This is a genomic window from Shewanella halotolerans, from assembly GCF_019457535.1.
Classification (GTDB): domain Bacteria; phylum Pseudomonadota; class Gammaproteobacteria; order Enterobacterales; family Shewanellaceae; genus Shewanella; species Shewanella halotolerans.
Genome location: NZ_CP080417.1, coordinates 1,600,202 through 1,616,675, shown reverse-complemented (window position 1 = coordinate 1,616,675; position 16,474 = coordinate 1,600,202). Strand labels below are relative to the sequence as shown.

Here is a 16,474-nt window from a genome sequence, read left to right as displayed (position 1 = left end):
TGACTTTCTTGACTGAAAATAAAAATTTCACCCAAAATGCATTTTTTTGCCTACCTCTAAAGAAATAGTCAGATCTCAATCACATAAGCAGACTGAAACACCTGCTAAAAAGTTGCCATTTCGATAGCCTTAGAGGTGGAAATTAATTCCACACACTAAGCGGGTGTTTTCAGTAGACAAAACAAATGCTGTTCTCAATTTCAGTCCTTGTTTTTATTGAAGAACAATCAATTAGTGATGATTAAAACTATTGCAGGGAATAATCATGATGAAAAAGTTCAATGTTAATGCAGCGACAAAAGCTGTATTAGGTGCCGGACTTCTCTCTCTCGCCTTATCCGGTTGCGGCAGCGACGGTAAAGATGGCGAAGATGGTAAGGACGGCGTCATTGGTGTCAACATCGACACTACACCTACCCTTCAGGCAACCTTTACCAATGCGACAATCGACGCAGGTAAAGTCACGGTCGACTTCAAGCTTCAAGATGCAAACGGCGTTGCCGTACTTGGGCTCACCAAAGACCACGACCTGAGATTTGGTGTCGCGCAGCTGACCCATGTGGTTGAAACCAAAGCCGATGGCGAAACCGCCGATCGCGGCTTCCAATGGCAGGCCTATATCAATAGCGAGAAAGCGCCTAACCCAGACTGGGTACCTGAGGGCGATACCGACATCAATCCGTCTAACCAGTTCCAAGCCAACGTAGAGCAGGCCGCCAAGTGCGACGACTGCCTGGTCGACAACGAAGATGGTAGCTACACCTATACCTTCCAGACCAACATCGCCAACGTCACCTCACCTGTCACTGTGACCTATGACGCCGATGCGACTCAGCGTATTACGCTCGAGCTGGAACAACCTAGTGTCACGGCTAACGCCAACTATGATTTCCAACCTTCTAGTGGCGCGACTGAAGGCATTCAAACCCGCAACGTGGTTGCTATCGAGACCTGTTACACCTGTCACCAGCCAGAGAGTCTGGCACTGCATGGTGGCCGTCGTATTAACATCGAAAACTGCGCCTCTTGCCACACCGCCACCTCAGGCGATCCAGAAACCGGCAACAGCGTCGACTTCACTTACATGATCCACGCCATTCACCGTGGTGAAGAACGTCACACCTATGATGCCGACGGCAACCAGGTGCCTGCACCTTACAAGGTGATCGGCTATGGCGGCGGCGTACATGACTACGGCAAGGTGATGTTCCCACAAAAACCAGCGGCCGATTGTAGCGCCTGTCACGTCGAGGGCAGCAATGCACCGGCAAATGCCGACCTTTACAAGGCAGACCTGAGCAACACAGCCTGTATCGCCTGTCACAGCGAGAAACCATCTTCTCACCACAGCAGCACAGACTGTATGGCCTGTCACAACAGCACCGAACCATACGGCGGCACAGGTAGCGCCTTCAAGCGTCATGGCGACGTACTGAAAGCCTACCAAGATGCCGAGGCGATGAGCGTTAAGTTCAGCAACATAGGTGTTGATGCTAATGGTAAGTTCGTCTTCGACGTACAGGTACTGGGTGCCGATGGCGCCGCCCTGGATGGCGAGCTATTAGATCCGAAATCACGTGTGGTTGTGGCCTGGGATATCGACAAAGACTTCCCAGCCTACAGCGATGCCTCTTATAGCAATCGTCGTATCGCGCTTGAAGAAGGGGTTTACAACGCCGAGACTAAGACTTACACCCTAACAGGTACTAAGTTTGATCTACCTGCCGATGCCAACGGCAAGACCTTCGAGCTTTGGTCAGCGCTGAAAGTCTGCTTCAACAACGGTGGCTATGGCGTTGCCGAGATTAAGCCTACCGCCTGTGCAACCGAAGGTGTACGTAAGGTAGAAGCTAAACAAGAAGCTATGCACTTCGTCTGGAAAGATGGCGCCATCGACGACAGCGCAACACCTGCTGAGCGTCGTGACATCATTGACCCTAGCAAGTGTCAGGGCTGCCACAACCAGGAAAACCATCACTACAACAATGGTTACAACTGTCAGACTTGCCACACTTCTGACAAGACCACTAAGGCTAACGCCAGCGAGCAGTATCCAAATGCGAAGAAACCAACCAGCTACGCCTACAAGGCACACGAAGCTGAGGGTCACTTCCTCAAATATGCTGGCGTAGGTTCTAGCACTGTTGTGAAAACCGACTGTATGACCTGTCACACAGACGGCGGTATCGAACTGGGCCGCGCTCCTGAGCGTACATGGCGCTATGGCAACCTGTTAACAGGTGAAGACATCTGGGTATCTTCCGATGCAGGTGCTTGTATGAGCTGTCACCAGAAATACCTGAGCGATGCAGCCAAGTCTCACATCGAGACCAACGGCGGTATCTTAGACGGTGTTGATGCCGATGACGTACGTACTCGCGCAGCAGAAACCTGTAAGACCTGTCACACACCTGAAAAGGTGATGGAACTGCACGGTCACTAGTAGGTTTGACCCACTAACTCTCAAGGTTAGTGGGTCGACATCTACCTCGAAGGGAGGCACTCGCCTCCCTTTGTTTTTACTGTAGAACAGTGAACGCTAAAATAAGAACAAAAATCGCAAAACTGTTTCATTTTGCAACATTTTTTCCCCCAAGCCACCCCATTCTTCGCACGCCGGGCTACCCCTTTAGAAATAGAAAGATCTCGGTCACACATTAGACTCAGTCAGGCAGATTTTAGCCGTCTGTTACGTTAGCATTTCCTTGGGGATTTCTATTTCCAGCATTGACTTAGGTCGCACAACTTATAAACGAGAATCGGCGCTGTTAACAGGCCATGCACTTAAGACGATGCCAAACCTATGCAGGGAAAAAAATGATGAACGTACAACACAATAAATTTAAGCTGCTACTCGCAGCAGGTGCCGTCTCCATGGCTCTCACTGGTTGTGGTGGCAGCGACGGTAGTGATGGTAATCCGGGCAACCCAGGTGGCCCAGCGGCCGATGCCATTGAAGTACTTCACCTTGATGTCACCAAGGTTGAATACGACAACGGCACACCCACAATCACAGTCTTTGCGACCAACGAGGAAGATCTTCCCGTTATCGGTCTGAAAGACCTTGAAGTGAAAAAAGTGGTTCAACTGCTGCCACAAGGCGCGAGCGGTGCAGGTAATGCCGCCGAATGGCAATATATCGGTTCACAAAAAGCCTTCACCGACCACAAGAATGGTAACTACACCTTTACCATCGAAGTGGAAGGCTACAACCCAGAGCTGACCCAAAGATACAATATCGTCGCCAAGGCCTCGACACTGCTCGACGGCGTCACCCTGGTGCCGCAAACCGAGATCGCCGAAGACTTCTCTGGTGAAGGTTATGAGCCACTCTACACCAAGAATGTGGTCTCAACCGCCAGCTGTAACAGCTGTCACGCCGAAGGACAGAAGATCTACCACAGCTACACCAGCGTAGAGACCTGTGTATCTTGCCACACCCAAGAGATGGCCGATGAGAAAGGTAAGCCACAAGTTGCCTTTAACCATCTGATCCACAACGTCCACAACGACGCTAAGATGTATGGCCGCAACATGGACAAGAGCGCCGAGACTGCGCACCACATTGTCCAGGACAACTGCCAAGCCTGTCACGTTCAGTCTGACGAGCTCACCGAGTGGGGCAACTGGTCACGTATTCCAACCATGGAAACCTGTACCAGCTGTCACGTCAACATCGACTTCGAGGCGGGTAAAGGCCACTCTCAGCAAAACGACAACAGCAACTGTGTTGCCTGTCATAACGCGAGCTGGACTGCCGAGCTGCATACTCAAGCTGGCAACGATAAGAAAGCCCTTATCGATCAATACGGCCTGAATGTTGAGTCAACCATCAACACCGAAGGCACTGCTGCCACCATCAGTGTTCAAGTGGTCGATGCCAGCGGCGCAGCCGTTGATATCAACACCATTCTGCCTATGGTACAGCGCGTCGAGATCGTGACTAACGTAGGTCCTAACAATGTGACCCTAGGTTATAGCGGTAAAGACTCTATCAACGCCGTGAAAAATGGCGTGGTCGATGCCAAGGCGCTAGTGGAAGATGGCAAGCTGGTTTACACCACTAGCAAAGATCTTAAGCTAGGTGCCAACGGTATCGACAGCGAGACCGCCTTTACCTTCGTTGGCTGGGCAATGTGCTCAGACAAGGGTGAGTTCGTCAACTGTGACGATCCTGCCTTCGACGGTAGCGACACCGACAAGTACACCGGCATGAAAGCCGACCTGGCCTTCGCCGCACTGGCAGACAAGGCGCCAAGCATGCGTCACGTCGACTCAGTGAACTTCACTGCCTGTGCATCTTGCCACACCAAAGAGTTTGAAGTGCACAAGGGTAGCCACCATGCAGGTTTCGTCATGTCTGAGCAGCTGTCTCACACCAAAGACGCTAACGACATGCCTATCATAGGTGTCGATGCTTGTGTGGCCTGTCACACGCCTGACGGCACATACGCTGGCGGCGCGAATAAGGGTGCCCTGGAGATGAAACTGCACGTAGTACACGGCGAGCAAGGCATCATCAAAGATTGTGCCCAGTGTCACAACGACTTCAACCTGGACGCCTTCAAGGCTAAGGGTGCCCTGGCAACAGCTGCTGGCCAGTACAGCACGCCTATCGCGGCGACTTGTACTTCATGTCACACCAGCGATAGCGTCAAGGCCCACGCCGAAAGCCAAGGTGCCATCATCAATGGTGCTAAAGATGTCGCTAACGATGCGGCGCAGCTAGAAACTTGTTTCTTCTGCCACGCACCTGTTATCGAAGATCACACTGCTGTGAAGATGTAATTTGCGCATCTCAAATTGAAAACCGGGGGAGTCTCCTCCCCCACTTTTCACGACTCATTTGTGCAAATTAGGATGCCTATTATGAAAATCACAAATCAATTCAAAAGCCTGTTTCCGGCGGTGATGGCAGTTGCACTGCTGTCGCTGGGCATAAGCCAGGGCGCGGTGGCGTCTAAGTGGGATGCCAAGATGACCCCGGACGAGGTGGAAGCCACCCTGGACAAGAAGTTCGCCGAAGGCCAATACTCGCCTAAGGGCGCCGACTCTTGTCTCATGTGTCACGGCAAGTCTGAAAAGGTCATGGACCTGTTCAAGGGCGTACACGGCGCTGCCGACTCGAGCAAGAGCCCGATGGCCGGCCTGCAATGTGAAGCCTGCCACGGCCCCATGGGTAAGCATAACCGCGGCGGTAACGAGCCGATGATCGCCTTCGGTCCAGACTCTACCCTGTCTGCCGAGAAGCAAAACAGCGTCTGTATGAGCTGTCACAAAGATGACAAGCGCATGGCTTGGAACGGCGGTCACCATGACAACGCTGATGTAGCCTGTGCCTCTTGTCATTCGGTGCACACAGATAAAGATCCTGTGCTCTCTAAGAACACAGAGATGGAAGTCTGTACCAGCTGTCACACCAAGCAAAAATCCGACATGAACAAGCGTTCTTCTCACCCAATGAAGTGGGCGCAGATGGTCTGTAGCGATTGCCACAATCCACACGGTACCCTGTCGGACTCGGACCTGGTCAAGCCCAGCGTTAACGAAACCTGCTATTCGTGCCACGCAGAAAAACGCGGCCCAAAGCTATGGGAACATGCGCCCGTAACTGAAAACTGCGTTACCTGTCACAACCCGCACGGCAGTGTTAACGAGGGCATGTTGAAGACCCGCGCCCCGCAACTTTGTCAGCAGTGCCACGCTAGCGATGGCCATGCCAGCAATGCTTACATGGGCAACACTGACCAAGGTTCTACCGTGGGTGGCAATGCCTTTACCGGTGGTCGCAGCTGTCTGAACTGTCACAACCAGATCCATGGTTCTAACCATCCATCTGGCAAACTGTTCCAGCGCTAAGGAGACGAGAAGATGAAATTCAAACTCAATGTAGTCACCCTCGCCCTTATCGCTAATGCCGGTATCGTCATTCCCGGCATGGCGCTGGCCGACGGCTATGGCATTCAAAACGCCAACACAGAAAAGGTGAAGTTCGACAAGTGGGACTGTAAGCGTTGTAAGATTGAGACAGGCGTCAGTGGCACTATCGGTGCCGGCGTCGGTTACAACGACAGCGACGACATCCGCTCAGCCAACGCCTTTGCCGCCGAAAATGAATTTGTAGGCAAGGTGGACGCCGATGTGAGCTACATCAGCGAATCTGGCTACCGTGCCAGTATAGAGGCGCAAAACCTCGGCATGGAAAACGGCCGCCTTGATCTCGAGTCTGGCAAGGTAGGTCAGCACAAGCTGAGCCTCAACTACCGTCAGATAGCCACCTACAAGACTGATAAGGCAATGAGCCCTTATCAAGGCGTGGGCGGCGACCACCTGACCCTGCCAGACAACTGGCAGACGGCGGGTTCGAGCCAGGATATGAGCGAGCTATACAGCAGCCTCAACCCACTGGAGCTGTCGCTCAAGCGCAAGCGCGCCGGCATCGGTTTCGAGTATCAGGGTGAAGAGCTGTGGAGCACCTACGTCAATTACCAGCGTGAAGATAAGACCGGCCTCAAGCAGGCATCGGGCAGCTTCTTCAACCAGTCTATGATGCTGGCAGAGCCTGTGGACTACACCACAGACACAGTTGAGGCGGGTATCAAGCTTAAAGGCGACACCTGGTTTACCGCCCTGGCCTACTCAGGCTCGAGCTTTAAGAATGAGTACAGCCAGCTCACCTTCGACAACGCCTTTAATCCGACCTTCGGCGCCCAGACTCAGGGCACCATGGCCTTAGACCCAGACAACGAGGCACACACAGTCTCGCTGATGGGCCAATATACGGCGGGCAGCACCATCATGAGCGGCCGCGTGCATTACGGTCAGATGAGCCAGGATCAGGCGCTGGTTACCTCAGGTTATGGTTACCAGACACCTGTGGACGCACTGGATGCCAAGGTCGACATGAAGGGCGCTAACCTCAAGGTGGTGTCCCGCATCAACCGCACGGTTCGCGTTAACGCCAGCTATGACTATAGCGACCGCGATAACAAGACCAATGTGGAAGAGTGGACCCAGATCAGCATCAACTCCACCACAGGCAAGGTGGCCTACAATACCCCTTATGACTTCACGACACAAAGGGCTAAGTTGGGCGCCGATTTCCGTCTGAGCCGTGGCATGAAGCTGGAAGCGGGTTACGACTTCCGCCGTGACGAGCGTAGCTACCAGGACCGCGAAACCACAGATGAGAACACGCTATGGACCAAGTTCCACCTCAGCGCGTTCGACAACTGGGATATGTGGATCAAGGGCAGCTATGGCGAGCGTGATGGCTCCGAATATCAGGCCTCAGAGTGGACTTCGAGCGAGTCTAACAGCCTGCTGCGCAAGTACAATCTGGCGGATCGTCAGCGCACCATGGTTGAGGCACGTATCAGCCACACGCCAATCGATGCCCTGACCATAGACTTCGGTGGCCGTTATGCCCTGGATGACTACAACGACACCCAGGTAGGTCTGACCGAGTCGAAAGATGTTAGCTACGACATCAACGCCAGCTACCTGATCAACGACGACATGATGGTGAACGCCTTCTACAATCGTCAAAACATAGACTCAGAGCAGGCAGGCAGCAGCAACTACAGCACGCCTAACTGGTTTGGTCTGGTGGAAGATCAGGTCGATGTGATCGGCGCCGGGTTCAGCTACAACAATCTGTTAGAGAAGAAACTGCGCCTGGGCGTGGACTACACCTACTCAGATTCGAGCAGCAACACCCAGGTAAAACAGGGTCTCAGCGGCAACTATGGTGATTACTATGCCAAGGTCCATAACGTCAATGTCTACGGTCAATACCAGGCCACCGACAATATGGCACTGCGTCTTGACTACAAGATGGAGAAATACAAGGACAATGACCCAGGTAACAGCATAGCGCCAGACGGGATCTGGAATGTGGTCGGCTTTGGCTACAACAGCCATGACTACAACGCTCACCTGATCATGCTGAGCATGAGCTACAAGCTGTAATTGCCATCCACTCATAGCTAATTAGCTTTAAAAACCCGCGCCCGTCGCGGGTTTTTTATGCGCTATCGATGATTGCCATCTCGCAAAAACAGCCTCCCAGGCTTTTTCCCGTCGGGCTTTTGCCTTAAGCTCAACACACCACCTTCAAGATGACCCAGCGCCTTGTACTTTCTCGATAATCAACTCGCCCAGCAGATAGTGGATCGCACCATGGCGATCATAGGACACAACATCAATGTGATGAACAGCCAGGGGGTGATCCTCGGCTCGGGCGAGCCCCACCGCATCGGCTCCACCCACGAGGGGGCCCTGCTGGCCATCAGTCAGAACCGCACCGTCGAACTTAACAGCGCCAGCGCCGCCAGCTTGCAGGGGGTCAAGCCCGGCATCAACCTGCCGCTGCACTATCAGGGTGAGATCATAGGCGTCATCGGCATCACAGGAGAACCCGAACACCTCAAGGCCTTCGGTGAGCTATTGAAGATGACCGCCGAGATGATCGTCGAGCAGGCCAACTCACTGGATGTGGCTCAGTGGCGCGCCCGTCAGCAGGAGGAGTTTATTCTGCAGCTGATAAAGCCCGAGGGACGGGACCTCAATCACCTGAAGATCTGGGCCCAGCGTCTGGATATCGATCTCGAGATGCCAAGGGTCGCAGCCGTGCTGCGTATCAGCGACGACGCCGGCGACGAGCTGGCCAACTCCCAGCTCAAGACGGTGCTGCACCTGTTAGAGACGCCGTCCCGCGGCAACCTGATCGCCATGACCTCTATGACAGAGCTGGTGATCCTCAAACCCGCCTTCCTCGATGGCAAGGCCTGGAGCGCCGAGGCCGAGAGCCTGCGTATCGACCGTCTGCTCAAGCGTCTGCCCAGTGAACTAAACGCCAGATTGAAGATTTCCCTGGGCCACTACTTTCCCGCCACCATGGATATCAACCGTTCCTATCAGACGGCGCTGGAAACCCTTAATTTTGGCCAGCAGCTACACCCAGAGCAGAGCAAGTACCTGTATGAAGATCATGCCCTGCTGGTGATGCTCTCTGGGCTAAAACATGACTGGCGCGGCGAGCAGCTGCTGAGGCCGTTTCAGCGCCTCATCGACAGGGACAAAAACGCCCTGCTGCGCAAGACACTGGCCAGCTATCTGGGCCATTTCGGCGACCAGCAGGCCTGCGCCAAGGCGCTGTTTATCCACCGTAACACCCTGAGGTATCGCCTGGATAAAATAGCCCAGATCACTAAGGTGGATATTCAAAAACTCGACGGCCTGCTGCAGCTCTACCTGGGTCAGGTGCTGCTAAGCCGCGGTCAGGACCAAGGTTAAGTGATGACCGTGGCAAACTGGCCTAGGCTAAGCTAGGCCTAAGCTAGACAGGCCATAGTTAGACAGGCCATAGTTAGTCAGGCCTAAGTTAGACAGGCCTAGAAATCGGGATCGCAGCTAAAGCTGATTCGCTCGCCACTGATGGGATGGTTAAAGGCCAGATACTGGGCGTGCAGATGCAGGCGGTTGGCCTTAGCCCCATAGAGGTCATCACCTATGATAGGCATACCCAGGCCATCCTGGTGTGCACAGTGCACCCTGAGCTGATGGGTACGTCCCGTCTTAGGATACAGTGACAGCAAGGTCGTCCCCTCACCTCTGGATTTTACCTGCCAATAGGTATGGGCATGTTTTCCGTGCTCGAAACACACCAGCTGACGCGGCCTGTCGTCGAGATCCACCCGCAGCGGCAGCTTGATCTCGCCCTCTTCCCCCTGCACCTCACCCGCTACCCTGGCCAGATAACGCTTCTCCACGGTACGGCCGATAAACTGCTGCACCAGAGCGGTATTGGCCTCGCTACTCAGGGCGATCACCATAAGGCCTGAGGTGGACATATCCAAGCGGTGGACAATCAGCGGCCCGGTTGCCTTGGGAAAAGCCTGCCGCATACGGCTATAGACGCTGTCGGTTACGTGCTTGCCCGGCACGGAGAGAAACTCCGCCGGTTTGTTGACCACGGCGATCGCCTCATCCTGATAGAGGATGGAGAGATCTTTGCCCTCGGCGGGATTGTTCAGCAGCGGGTTGTCATCCAGCGCTATGCCACTCAGCATATGGGCCAAAATCGGCTCACACTTGCCGTGACAGGCACCATAGAACTGCTTATGCTGCTTCACCTCCGACTTGGGCGACGCCCCCCACCAGAACTCCGCCATAGCGATGGGCTTGAGGCCGTTGGCGAAGGCGAACTGCAACAGCTTAGGCGCGGCGCACTCTCCTGCGCCTGCAGGAGGTAATCCTTTTGGCGATAGGCTAAATAGGGTGTTGAGATCTTTGACCTCCCCCGCCTGATTCAAGAAGCGATACTGGGCGAACAGCTTGCGTTGCAGCGCGTTGGACTGACTGGCCCGCTGCAGCTTTAACGCCTCAATCTCATCTTGCAGTGCGCTAAGGCGATGCTCGCGTTCGGCGATCTGGCTATCCCACTGCTCATTTAACTGTCTGAGTCTGTGCTTCTCGGCCACGCTCTCGCGGCCAAGTTGTTGCTGCAACGCCTCGAAAGCCTGGGCATCTAGCCGCTCACCGGCCACACGTCTGGCCTTACGTGCCTTACGGTTCTCGATGATCTCTGCCCGCAGATCGGTCACCGCCGCAGCTTTACCAGCGTTTAATTCATTTAGCTCATCACTAAGCGATGCAAGTTCTGGCGCCTGCTGCAACGATTCAAGCTCAGTAGTTAACTGATTGATGGCCTGCTGCTCGCCGTGAAAGAAGCTGTCCTGGGTCAGCATGTCGAACACCGGCGGTACGAAGCCCGGCAGTAGATTCTGCTCGGCTAACTTACCGGAAAACGCCTTGAGATAGCCAAGCTCACCATCAGCTTTTTGCACCACTAGCACGCCAAACATCTTACCTATGGCGCCTTCACGCTGCCCCGTCAGGCCAAAGTTATGTTGCCAACTCTGTTGCTGCTTTAGGTGTGCTTGCAGCTCGCTGGCCGCCAGCTCACACAGTATGTGGGGCTCATAATAAAAGGGAAAGGTAAACCGCTCAGGCAGCGCTATGCCCTCAATTAAGGCGCTAAAGGGGGTAAAACATTGCTGGGCACAGTACATGGCGTCTGACATCTTGAGTAAATAGGCGATAAGCGGGCCCATTTGGCATTAGGGCCCTTGCTGAAAGCGGGGATTTTACGCGCTCACGCCGGTGAAGTCATGGGGCTGACGTAATAATTTACGTCATAAGGACGCGATACTAGCCTATCCGTAACACTAGCCTATCCTTAACACTAGGCTATTCGTGACACTAGGCCGTCCGTGACACTAGGCGCGGCTGTATCAGGAGGCTGTTGATGTAACGCAGCGCAACATAGACCACCACAACTGTCGCAACCATCAACTCCAGCGCCGCGAGGTCTCGCACCTGCTGCACATACTCAGCTTCTATCCCCTCTACTACCATCCAGTTGGCCATCTTAAACAGTGCCGTGCTGCCTATCACCATGGGGAAGGTAAACGCCGCATAGCCGGGGCTAAAGGGCAGCCTGAGGAGCTTATAAAACGCCAGGTAGATAATGGCCGTCATCAACACCGCGATACCAAATAACAGGGCGATGATCACCGGCGATGGCGTCACTGTCACCGTTAGATAGCCAGCCAGAGACAGGCTGGCCGGCGCCGCCAGAATCGCCAACGTAGGCTTGGCCGCATCGGGCACCTCATGGGTGAACATGAGGCGATAGATCATCATGGGCAGCATCACCGCATAGGCCAGCATACCAAAGACCAGAGTGCTTTGTGCTATGGCTGCAAGGGCTGGATTGCCGGAGAAGGATACATCCGCAACCACAATGCCCACAGGAGGCACAAACCAGCTGGGCACCATGTGGTGCAGCTCAAAATCCTTCGCCCTGTGATAGATAAAGCTCACCAGGAAGACGATATGCAGCGCCACAGCCGCCAACCACAGGGCGTCGCCCGCAACCGGAAAGAGTTGCCCCAATGAGTTAGACACCACCATAGTCGCCATCGCGAAGGTAGGCACCACGCTGCCGACGACCGGGTGGGCGAGATCTTGCCTTAAAAGATGGTTATGAAAGAAAAATTTAACGCTCAAGACGACTAACAACACACTAGCGATCGCGGCGCCAGCCCACTGGCCATAGCCATTAAGCTCAGTAAAGTTTTCCCAACACCAACCCAGGCTTGCAATGCCCAGTGCCAAGCCGGCCATAGGTGTAGGAACGCCCATTACTGCCTTTTTCGTTTTATGAATCATCACAATCTCAATCAAGTTTCTTGCTGTGAAGCAATAATACGCTTGCCTTTTGTTTTGTTATATCTAATTATTTATAACTAACGTTCAGAATAACTAAACAACCTCCTTCTATGGCCAGCCACATCTCGCTCAAGCAACTCAAAGTCTTTAGCACACTCACCCAACACAAGACCCTAACCGCCGCGGCCGACAGCCTGTTTCTCTCCAAGGCGGCGGTAAGTATGGCACTGTCGGAGCTGGAAAAGCAGCTCGGCCACCACCTGTTTGACCGGGTGAACAACCGTCTCATCCTCAATCAGGAGGGACACAAGTTGCAGCCTCTGGCCGATGAGCTCCTACACAGAGCCGGCGATATCGAGCAGCTGTTTAACGATGAACAGTCACTCTCGGGTCAGCTGCGTATCGGTGCCAGCGACACCCTGGGCAATCAGGTGGCCCCCTATCTGCTGAGTGACTTTCGCCGTCATACCCAGCACGAGTTGCAGAGCCTGTTTATCTCTAACTCGACGCAGATCTGCGACATGCTGATCGCCTACGAGCTGGATATTGCGCTGATCGAGGGTAAGATCCAGCACTCTGAGCTCGACGCGACCCCCTTCAGCTCAGATGAAATGTGCGTGATCTGCCCGCCAGATCATCCTCTGCCCACAGATAGCGACATCCCCTTGCATCAACTCGAGGCGAGTCACTGGATCCTGCGCGAGGCCGGCTCAGGCTCCCGGGAATTTTTCCTGCGGGTCATCGCCCCAAGGCTGGAGCAATGGCATGAAGCCTTTCAGCTCAACAACACAGAGGCCCTGATCAACTCGGTCTCGGCAGGACTTGGCCTCGCCTGCCTGTCACGTCTGTCCGCCGAACCGGCAATCCGCGACGGACGAGTAAAGGTGCTTAGCCTGCCGCTAAACATGAAGCGCCGCTTCTGGTTACTGGTTCACAAGGAGAAGTACTTAAGCCCGCTGCTGAAAACCTTTATCGCCTTCTGTCATGACTGGGAACGGGAACATCAGCTATAGGGTAATATTTAACACCAATACTAAGGGGTTATTGGGGAGATTGTTTTGATCTAAGTCGGCTTGTTGTCAGGCTATGATCAGCGACTGGGAATTATGATGGTCGCGTCTATCAGGGTTATTTTGTTGTAGCTTCTAACGACATGGTTCTGTGGAAGGCTCTTGAAGGTCGCACCTTCATGGCCACCCAACGCCTGCCCGGCGGGGATCGTGCAAACACTATTTTGGCACGCTGTGGATATATCCCTATACGCTCCACGGCGACGTCCTGTCGCCGAGGGCCAAAATCGTGCTTACACAATAGCTCCAACGCCTCTTCGATTTAACGAAATTTATTGTGACTAGAGATTAAGTCTTGAGGTATGAGCAAAGATCCAACTCTACTCACGATTTAGGAAACAAAGCCCGTCGCTGTACCAAACATTAAGTACAGTCAGAGCAGGAGTAATGAACATGTCTATCAAGGTCGTTGGTATTGACCTTAAATCCCCCTCCAAAGAACAATCCAGGTAGACGCAAACATTTAAAATTCCCCGAAGCAAGCAACGCCAAGTAAATCAAACACAACCTGAGAATGAAATCAGGGATTTCGCCCTCTCCTCCTACCAGCATCAAAATGTAATTAATTACATCCGCCACGTTTGACATAATGAACACCAATTGGCAGACTGGTGGTCAACAAATGTGCTTTACCACATTTTGCTATCCTTAAAAAAGCGATAGCTAAGGCCTGTAGCGGCCTCACCAGGCTACACAGACGTCACGCATCGGGTGACATACAAATCGACCAAACGGGTGATCTATGCCAATAACACAGACTACAAGTGCTAAGAAATCCAAACCAATTATCTTGATGACCATGGGTCAGCAAGACAGGAACCAGCATCCCTACCAGGTGATGACCCACAAATATATGCAGCCGATTGTGGAGATCGCCGGGGCCATCCCGCTGCTGATGCCCACCTGTTTCGGCACAGAGGATGTAGACCGCTACCTGGATATGGTCGATGGCGTCTACCTCTCAGGCGCGGGCTCCAATATCGACCCCAGCCTCTATGGTCAGGAAAACCTCACCCCGGAAAAAAGCCAAGATGTGAATCGCGACACAGTCGATCTGGCCATCATAGCTGGCGCCCTCAAGCGTAAGTTACCTATCTTAGGGATCTGCCGTGGCATGCAGGAGCTCAATATCGCACTGGGTGGCACCCTGTATCAGAAAGTCTATAGCGAGCCTGGTTTCGATGATCATCGTGAAGATCCACAGACCCCAAACCATGTGCAATATGGCCCAAGACACGCCATCAAGACGGTGCCCGGCAGTTGGCTGGCCAAGCTGATTGGCGATAAAACCATGGTCAACTCCCTCCACGGCCAGGGGATCTGTACCCTAGGTAAGGGGCTAGAGGCCTTAGCCTATGGCGAAGATGGCCTGATCGAGGCGATCCACGGCCCGGACTATGGTCAGTTTATCCTCGGCGTCCAGTGGCACCCCGAGTGGCAGGCTAATGACAACCCGGATTCGGTCAAGCTGTTCCAGGCCTTCGGCAGCGCCTGTCGCGGCGAGGTCAGCTGGCAATCGGCCAACGACGCTAAATTAACCGCCTAATCGAACACGCCTTGTCAGTCATTTTGTGATCTAGACCGACTTTATTCCTCTCCCCCAACCGATATTTGGGCAAAAGCACAAATATCGGTTGCACATAAGTTAAATATTAGGAAGCTGGCACGAAGCCAGATTGTCCGATTCTCCGGATAATAGTGCCAGCCTGAAAACCCTTTGCTCCCGCGCTAGGAGCGAGTTAACGGGTCATCGCTAGATCAAACCAACAAATATAGCCAACAAATATAACCCAATACAGGGACACCCTATGAGCCTAGTACTGATCTTGATCGCCGTGATAGCCTTCATCGTTATCGCGACATCCAAATTTAAGCTTCACCCCTTCCTAACCCTCATTCTCGCCTCTTTCATCGCCGCCTTTGCCTACGGGCTACCCAGCGCCGATGTGGCAAAAACCATCACCTCCGGATTCGGCGGTATCTTAGGCTATATCGGCCTGGTTATCGTGCTGGGTACCATCATAGGTACCATATTGGAGAAGAGCGGCGCGGCCATCACCATGGCCGACGTGGTGATTAAGCTGCTGGGAAAACGCTTCCCGACCCTGACCATGTCGATCATAGGATACCTGGTCTCCATCCCGGTATTTTGTGACTCGGGTTTCGTGATCCTTAACTCGCTCAAACAATCGATGGCCAACCGCATGAAGGTCTCCAGCGTCTCCATGAGCGTCGCCCTGGCTACCGGCCTGTATGCTACCCACACCTTCGTGCCGCCAACGCCCGGCCCGATTGCCGCCGCGGGTAACCTGGGGCTGGAGTCTAATCTGGGTCTGGTCATAGGCGTGGGCATCTTCGTCGCGGCCGTCGCCGCGCTGGCTGGCATGTTATGGGCCAACCGCTTCGCTCATGTCGAGCCCGACGGTGAAGGCGCCGAAGAGCTGAAAAGCAATGTAGAAGATTTCGAGCAACTCAAGGCTGCCTACGGCGAGCTACCTAGCCCGGCCAAGGCGTTTGCCCCTATCTTCGTGCCTATTTTGCTTATCTGCCTAGGCTCGATTGCCAAGTTCCCCTCACAACCACTGGGTGATGGCGCCCTGTTCGATACCCTAGCCTTCCTGGGTCAACCGGTAAACGCCCTGATGATAGGCCTGTTCCTATCGCTGAGCCTGCTCAAGAGTCAGGATAAGATCAAAGAGTTTAGCGATCGCATCAGCCACGGCTTAGTGGTGGCCGCGCCTATCCTGTTGATCACGGGTGCCGGCGGTGCCTTCGGCGCCGTGCTCAAGGCAACCGAGATAGGTAACTTCCTCGGTAGCTCACTCTCGGCTCTAGGCATAGGCATCTTCATGCCATTTATCGTCGCCGCGGCGCTAAAATCGGCCCAGGGCTCATCGACCGTAGCCCTGGTGGCCACTTCGGCCCTGGTAGCCCCTATGCTGGGCGATATCGGCCTTGCCAGCGACATGGGCCGCGTGCTGACAGTGATGGCCATAGGTGCCGGCGCCATGACAGTCTCCCACGCCAACGACAGCTTCTTCTGGGTGGTGACTCAGTTTAGCCGCATGAGCGTGAAGCAGGCCTACAAGGCGCAAACCATGGCGACCCTTATCCAGGGTGTCACCGCCATGATCCTTGTCTACCTGCTGAGTCTCGTCCTACTCTAA

Annotated in this window: 10 protein-coding genes; 8 read left to right on the top strand and 2 right to left on the bottom strand. The window is 53.9% G+C overall.

The genetic code is table 11. The features are described 5' to 3' along the window. Positions 1–265: 265 nt before the first annotated feature. The 5 genes from K0H81_RS07005 to K0H81_RS06985 all read left to right on the top strand — a co-directional run bounded on the left by K0H81_RS07005 (position 266) and on the right by K0H81_RS06985 (position 9,297). Positions 266–2,443: an OmcA/MtrC family decaheme c-type cytochrome gene (locus tag K0H81_RS07005; protein WP_220060370.1), complete on the top strand. Its 2,178-nt coding sequence runs from the start codon at positions 266–268 to the stop codon at positions 2,441–2,443. A gap of 374 nt (positions 2,444–2,817) precedes the next feature. Further along, complete coding sequence (locus K0H81_RS07000; protein WP_220060369.1) at positions 2,818–4,788, top strand: OmcA/MtrC family decaheme c-type cytochrome; 1,971 nt, start codon at positions 2,818–2,820, stop codon at positions 4,786–4,788. An 81-nt stretch (positions 4,789–4,869) separates the two neighbouring features. Further along, entirely contained in the window at positions 4,870–5,859 is a 990-nt protein-coding gene (locus tag K0H81_RS06995) for a DmsE family decaheme c-type cytochrome (RefSeq protein WP_220060368.1), read from the top strand. A 12-nt stretch (positions 5,860–5,871) separates the two neighbouring features. Continuing rightward, a complete protein-coding gene (locus K0H81_RS06990) occupies positions 5,872–7,971 on the top strand; it encodes an MtrB/PioB family decaheme-associated outer membrane protein (protein ID WP_220060367.1) in 2,100 nt (699 codons plus the stop codon). A gap of 162 nt (positions 7,972–8,133) precedes the next feature. Next, on the top strand, positions 8,134–9,297 hold the full coding sequence (locus K0H81_RS06985) for a sugar diacid recognition domain-containing protein (protein WP_011866325.1): 1,164 nt from the start codon (positions 8,134–8,136) through the stop codon (positions 9,295–9,297). 98 nt (positions 9,298–9,395) lie between these two features. On the opposite strand, the gene K0H81_RS06980 is transcribed toward K0H81_RS06985, so the two are convergent. Together K0H81_RS06980 and K0H81_RS06975 are read right to left on the bottom strand one after the other, a co-directional pair. Then, on the bottom strand, positions 9,396–11,075 hold the full coding sequence (locus K0H81_RS06980) for an RluA family pseudouridine synthase (protein ID WP_220060809.1): 1,680 nt from the start codon (positions 11,073–11,075) through the stop codon (positions 9,396–9,398). A 190-nt stretch (positions 11,076–11,265) separates the two neighbouring features. Further along, a complete protein-coding gene (locus K0H81_RS06975; RefSeq protein WP_220060366.1) occupies positions 11,266–12,237 on the bottom strand; it encodes a TDT family transporter in 972 nt (323 codons plus the stop codon). A 110-nt stretch (positions 12,238–12,347) separates the two neighbouring features. Between K0H81_RS06975 and K0H81_RS06970 the strand changes: the two genes are divergently transcribed. The 3 genes from K0H81_RS06970 to K0H81_RS06960 all read left to right on the top strand — a co-directional run bounded on the left by K0H81_RS06970 (position 12,348) and on the right by K0H81_RS06960 (position 16,474). After that, positions 12,348–13,250: a LysR family transcriptional regulator gene (locus K0H81_RS06970; protein ID WP_220060365.1), complete on the top strand. Its 903-nt coding sequence runs from the start codon at positions 12,348–12,350 to the stop codon at positions 13,248–13,250. Between the two features lie 799 nt (positions 13,251–14,049). Continuing rightward, on the top strand, positions 14,050–14,853 hold the full coding sequence (locus tag K0H81_RS06965) for a gamma-glutamyl-gamma-aminobutyrate hydrolase family protein (RefSeq protein ID WP_220060364.1): 804 nt from the start codon (positions 14,050–14,052) through the stop codon (positions 14,851–14,853). A gap of 262 nt (positions 14,854–15,115) precedes the next feature. Further along, on the top strand, positions 15,116–16,474 hold the full coding sequence (locus K0H81_RS06960; RefSeq protein ID WP_220060363.1) for a GntP family permease: 1,359 nt from the start codon (positions 15,116–15,118) through the stop codon (positions 16,472–16,474).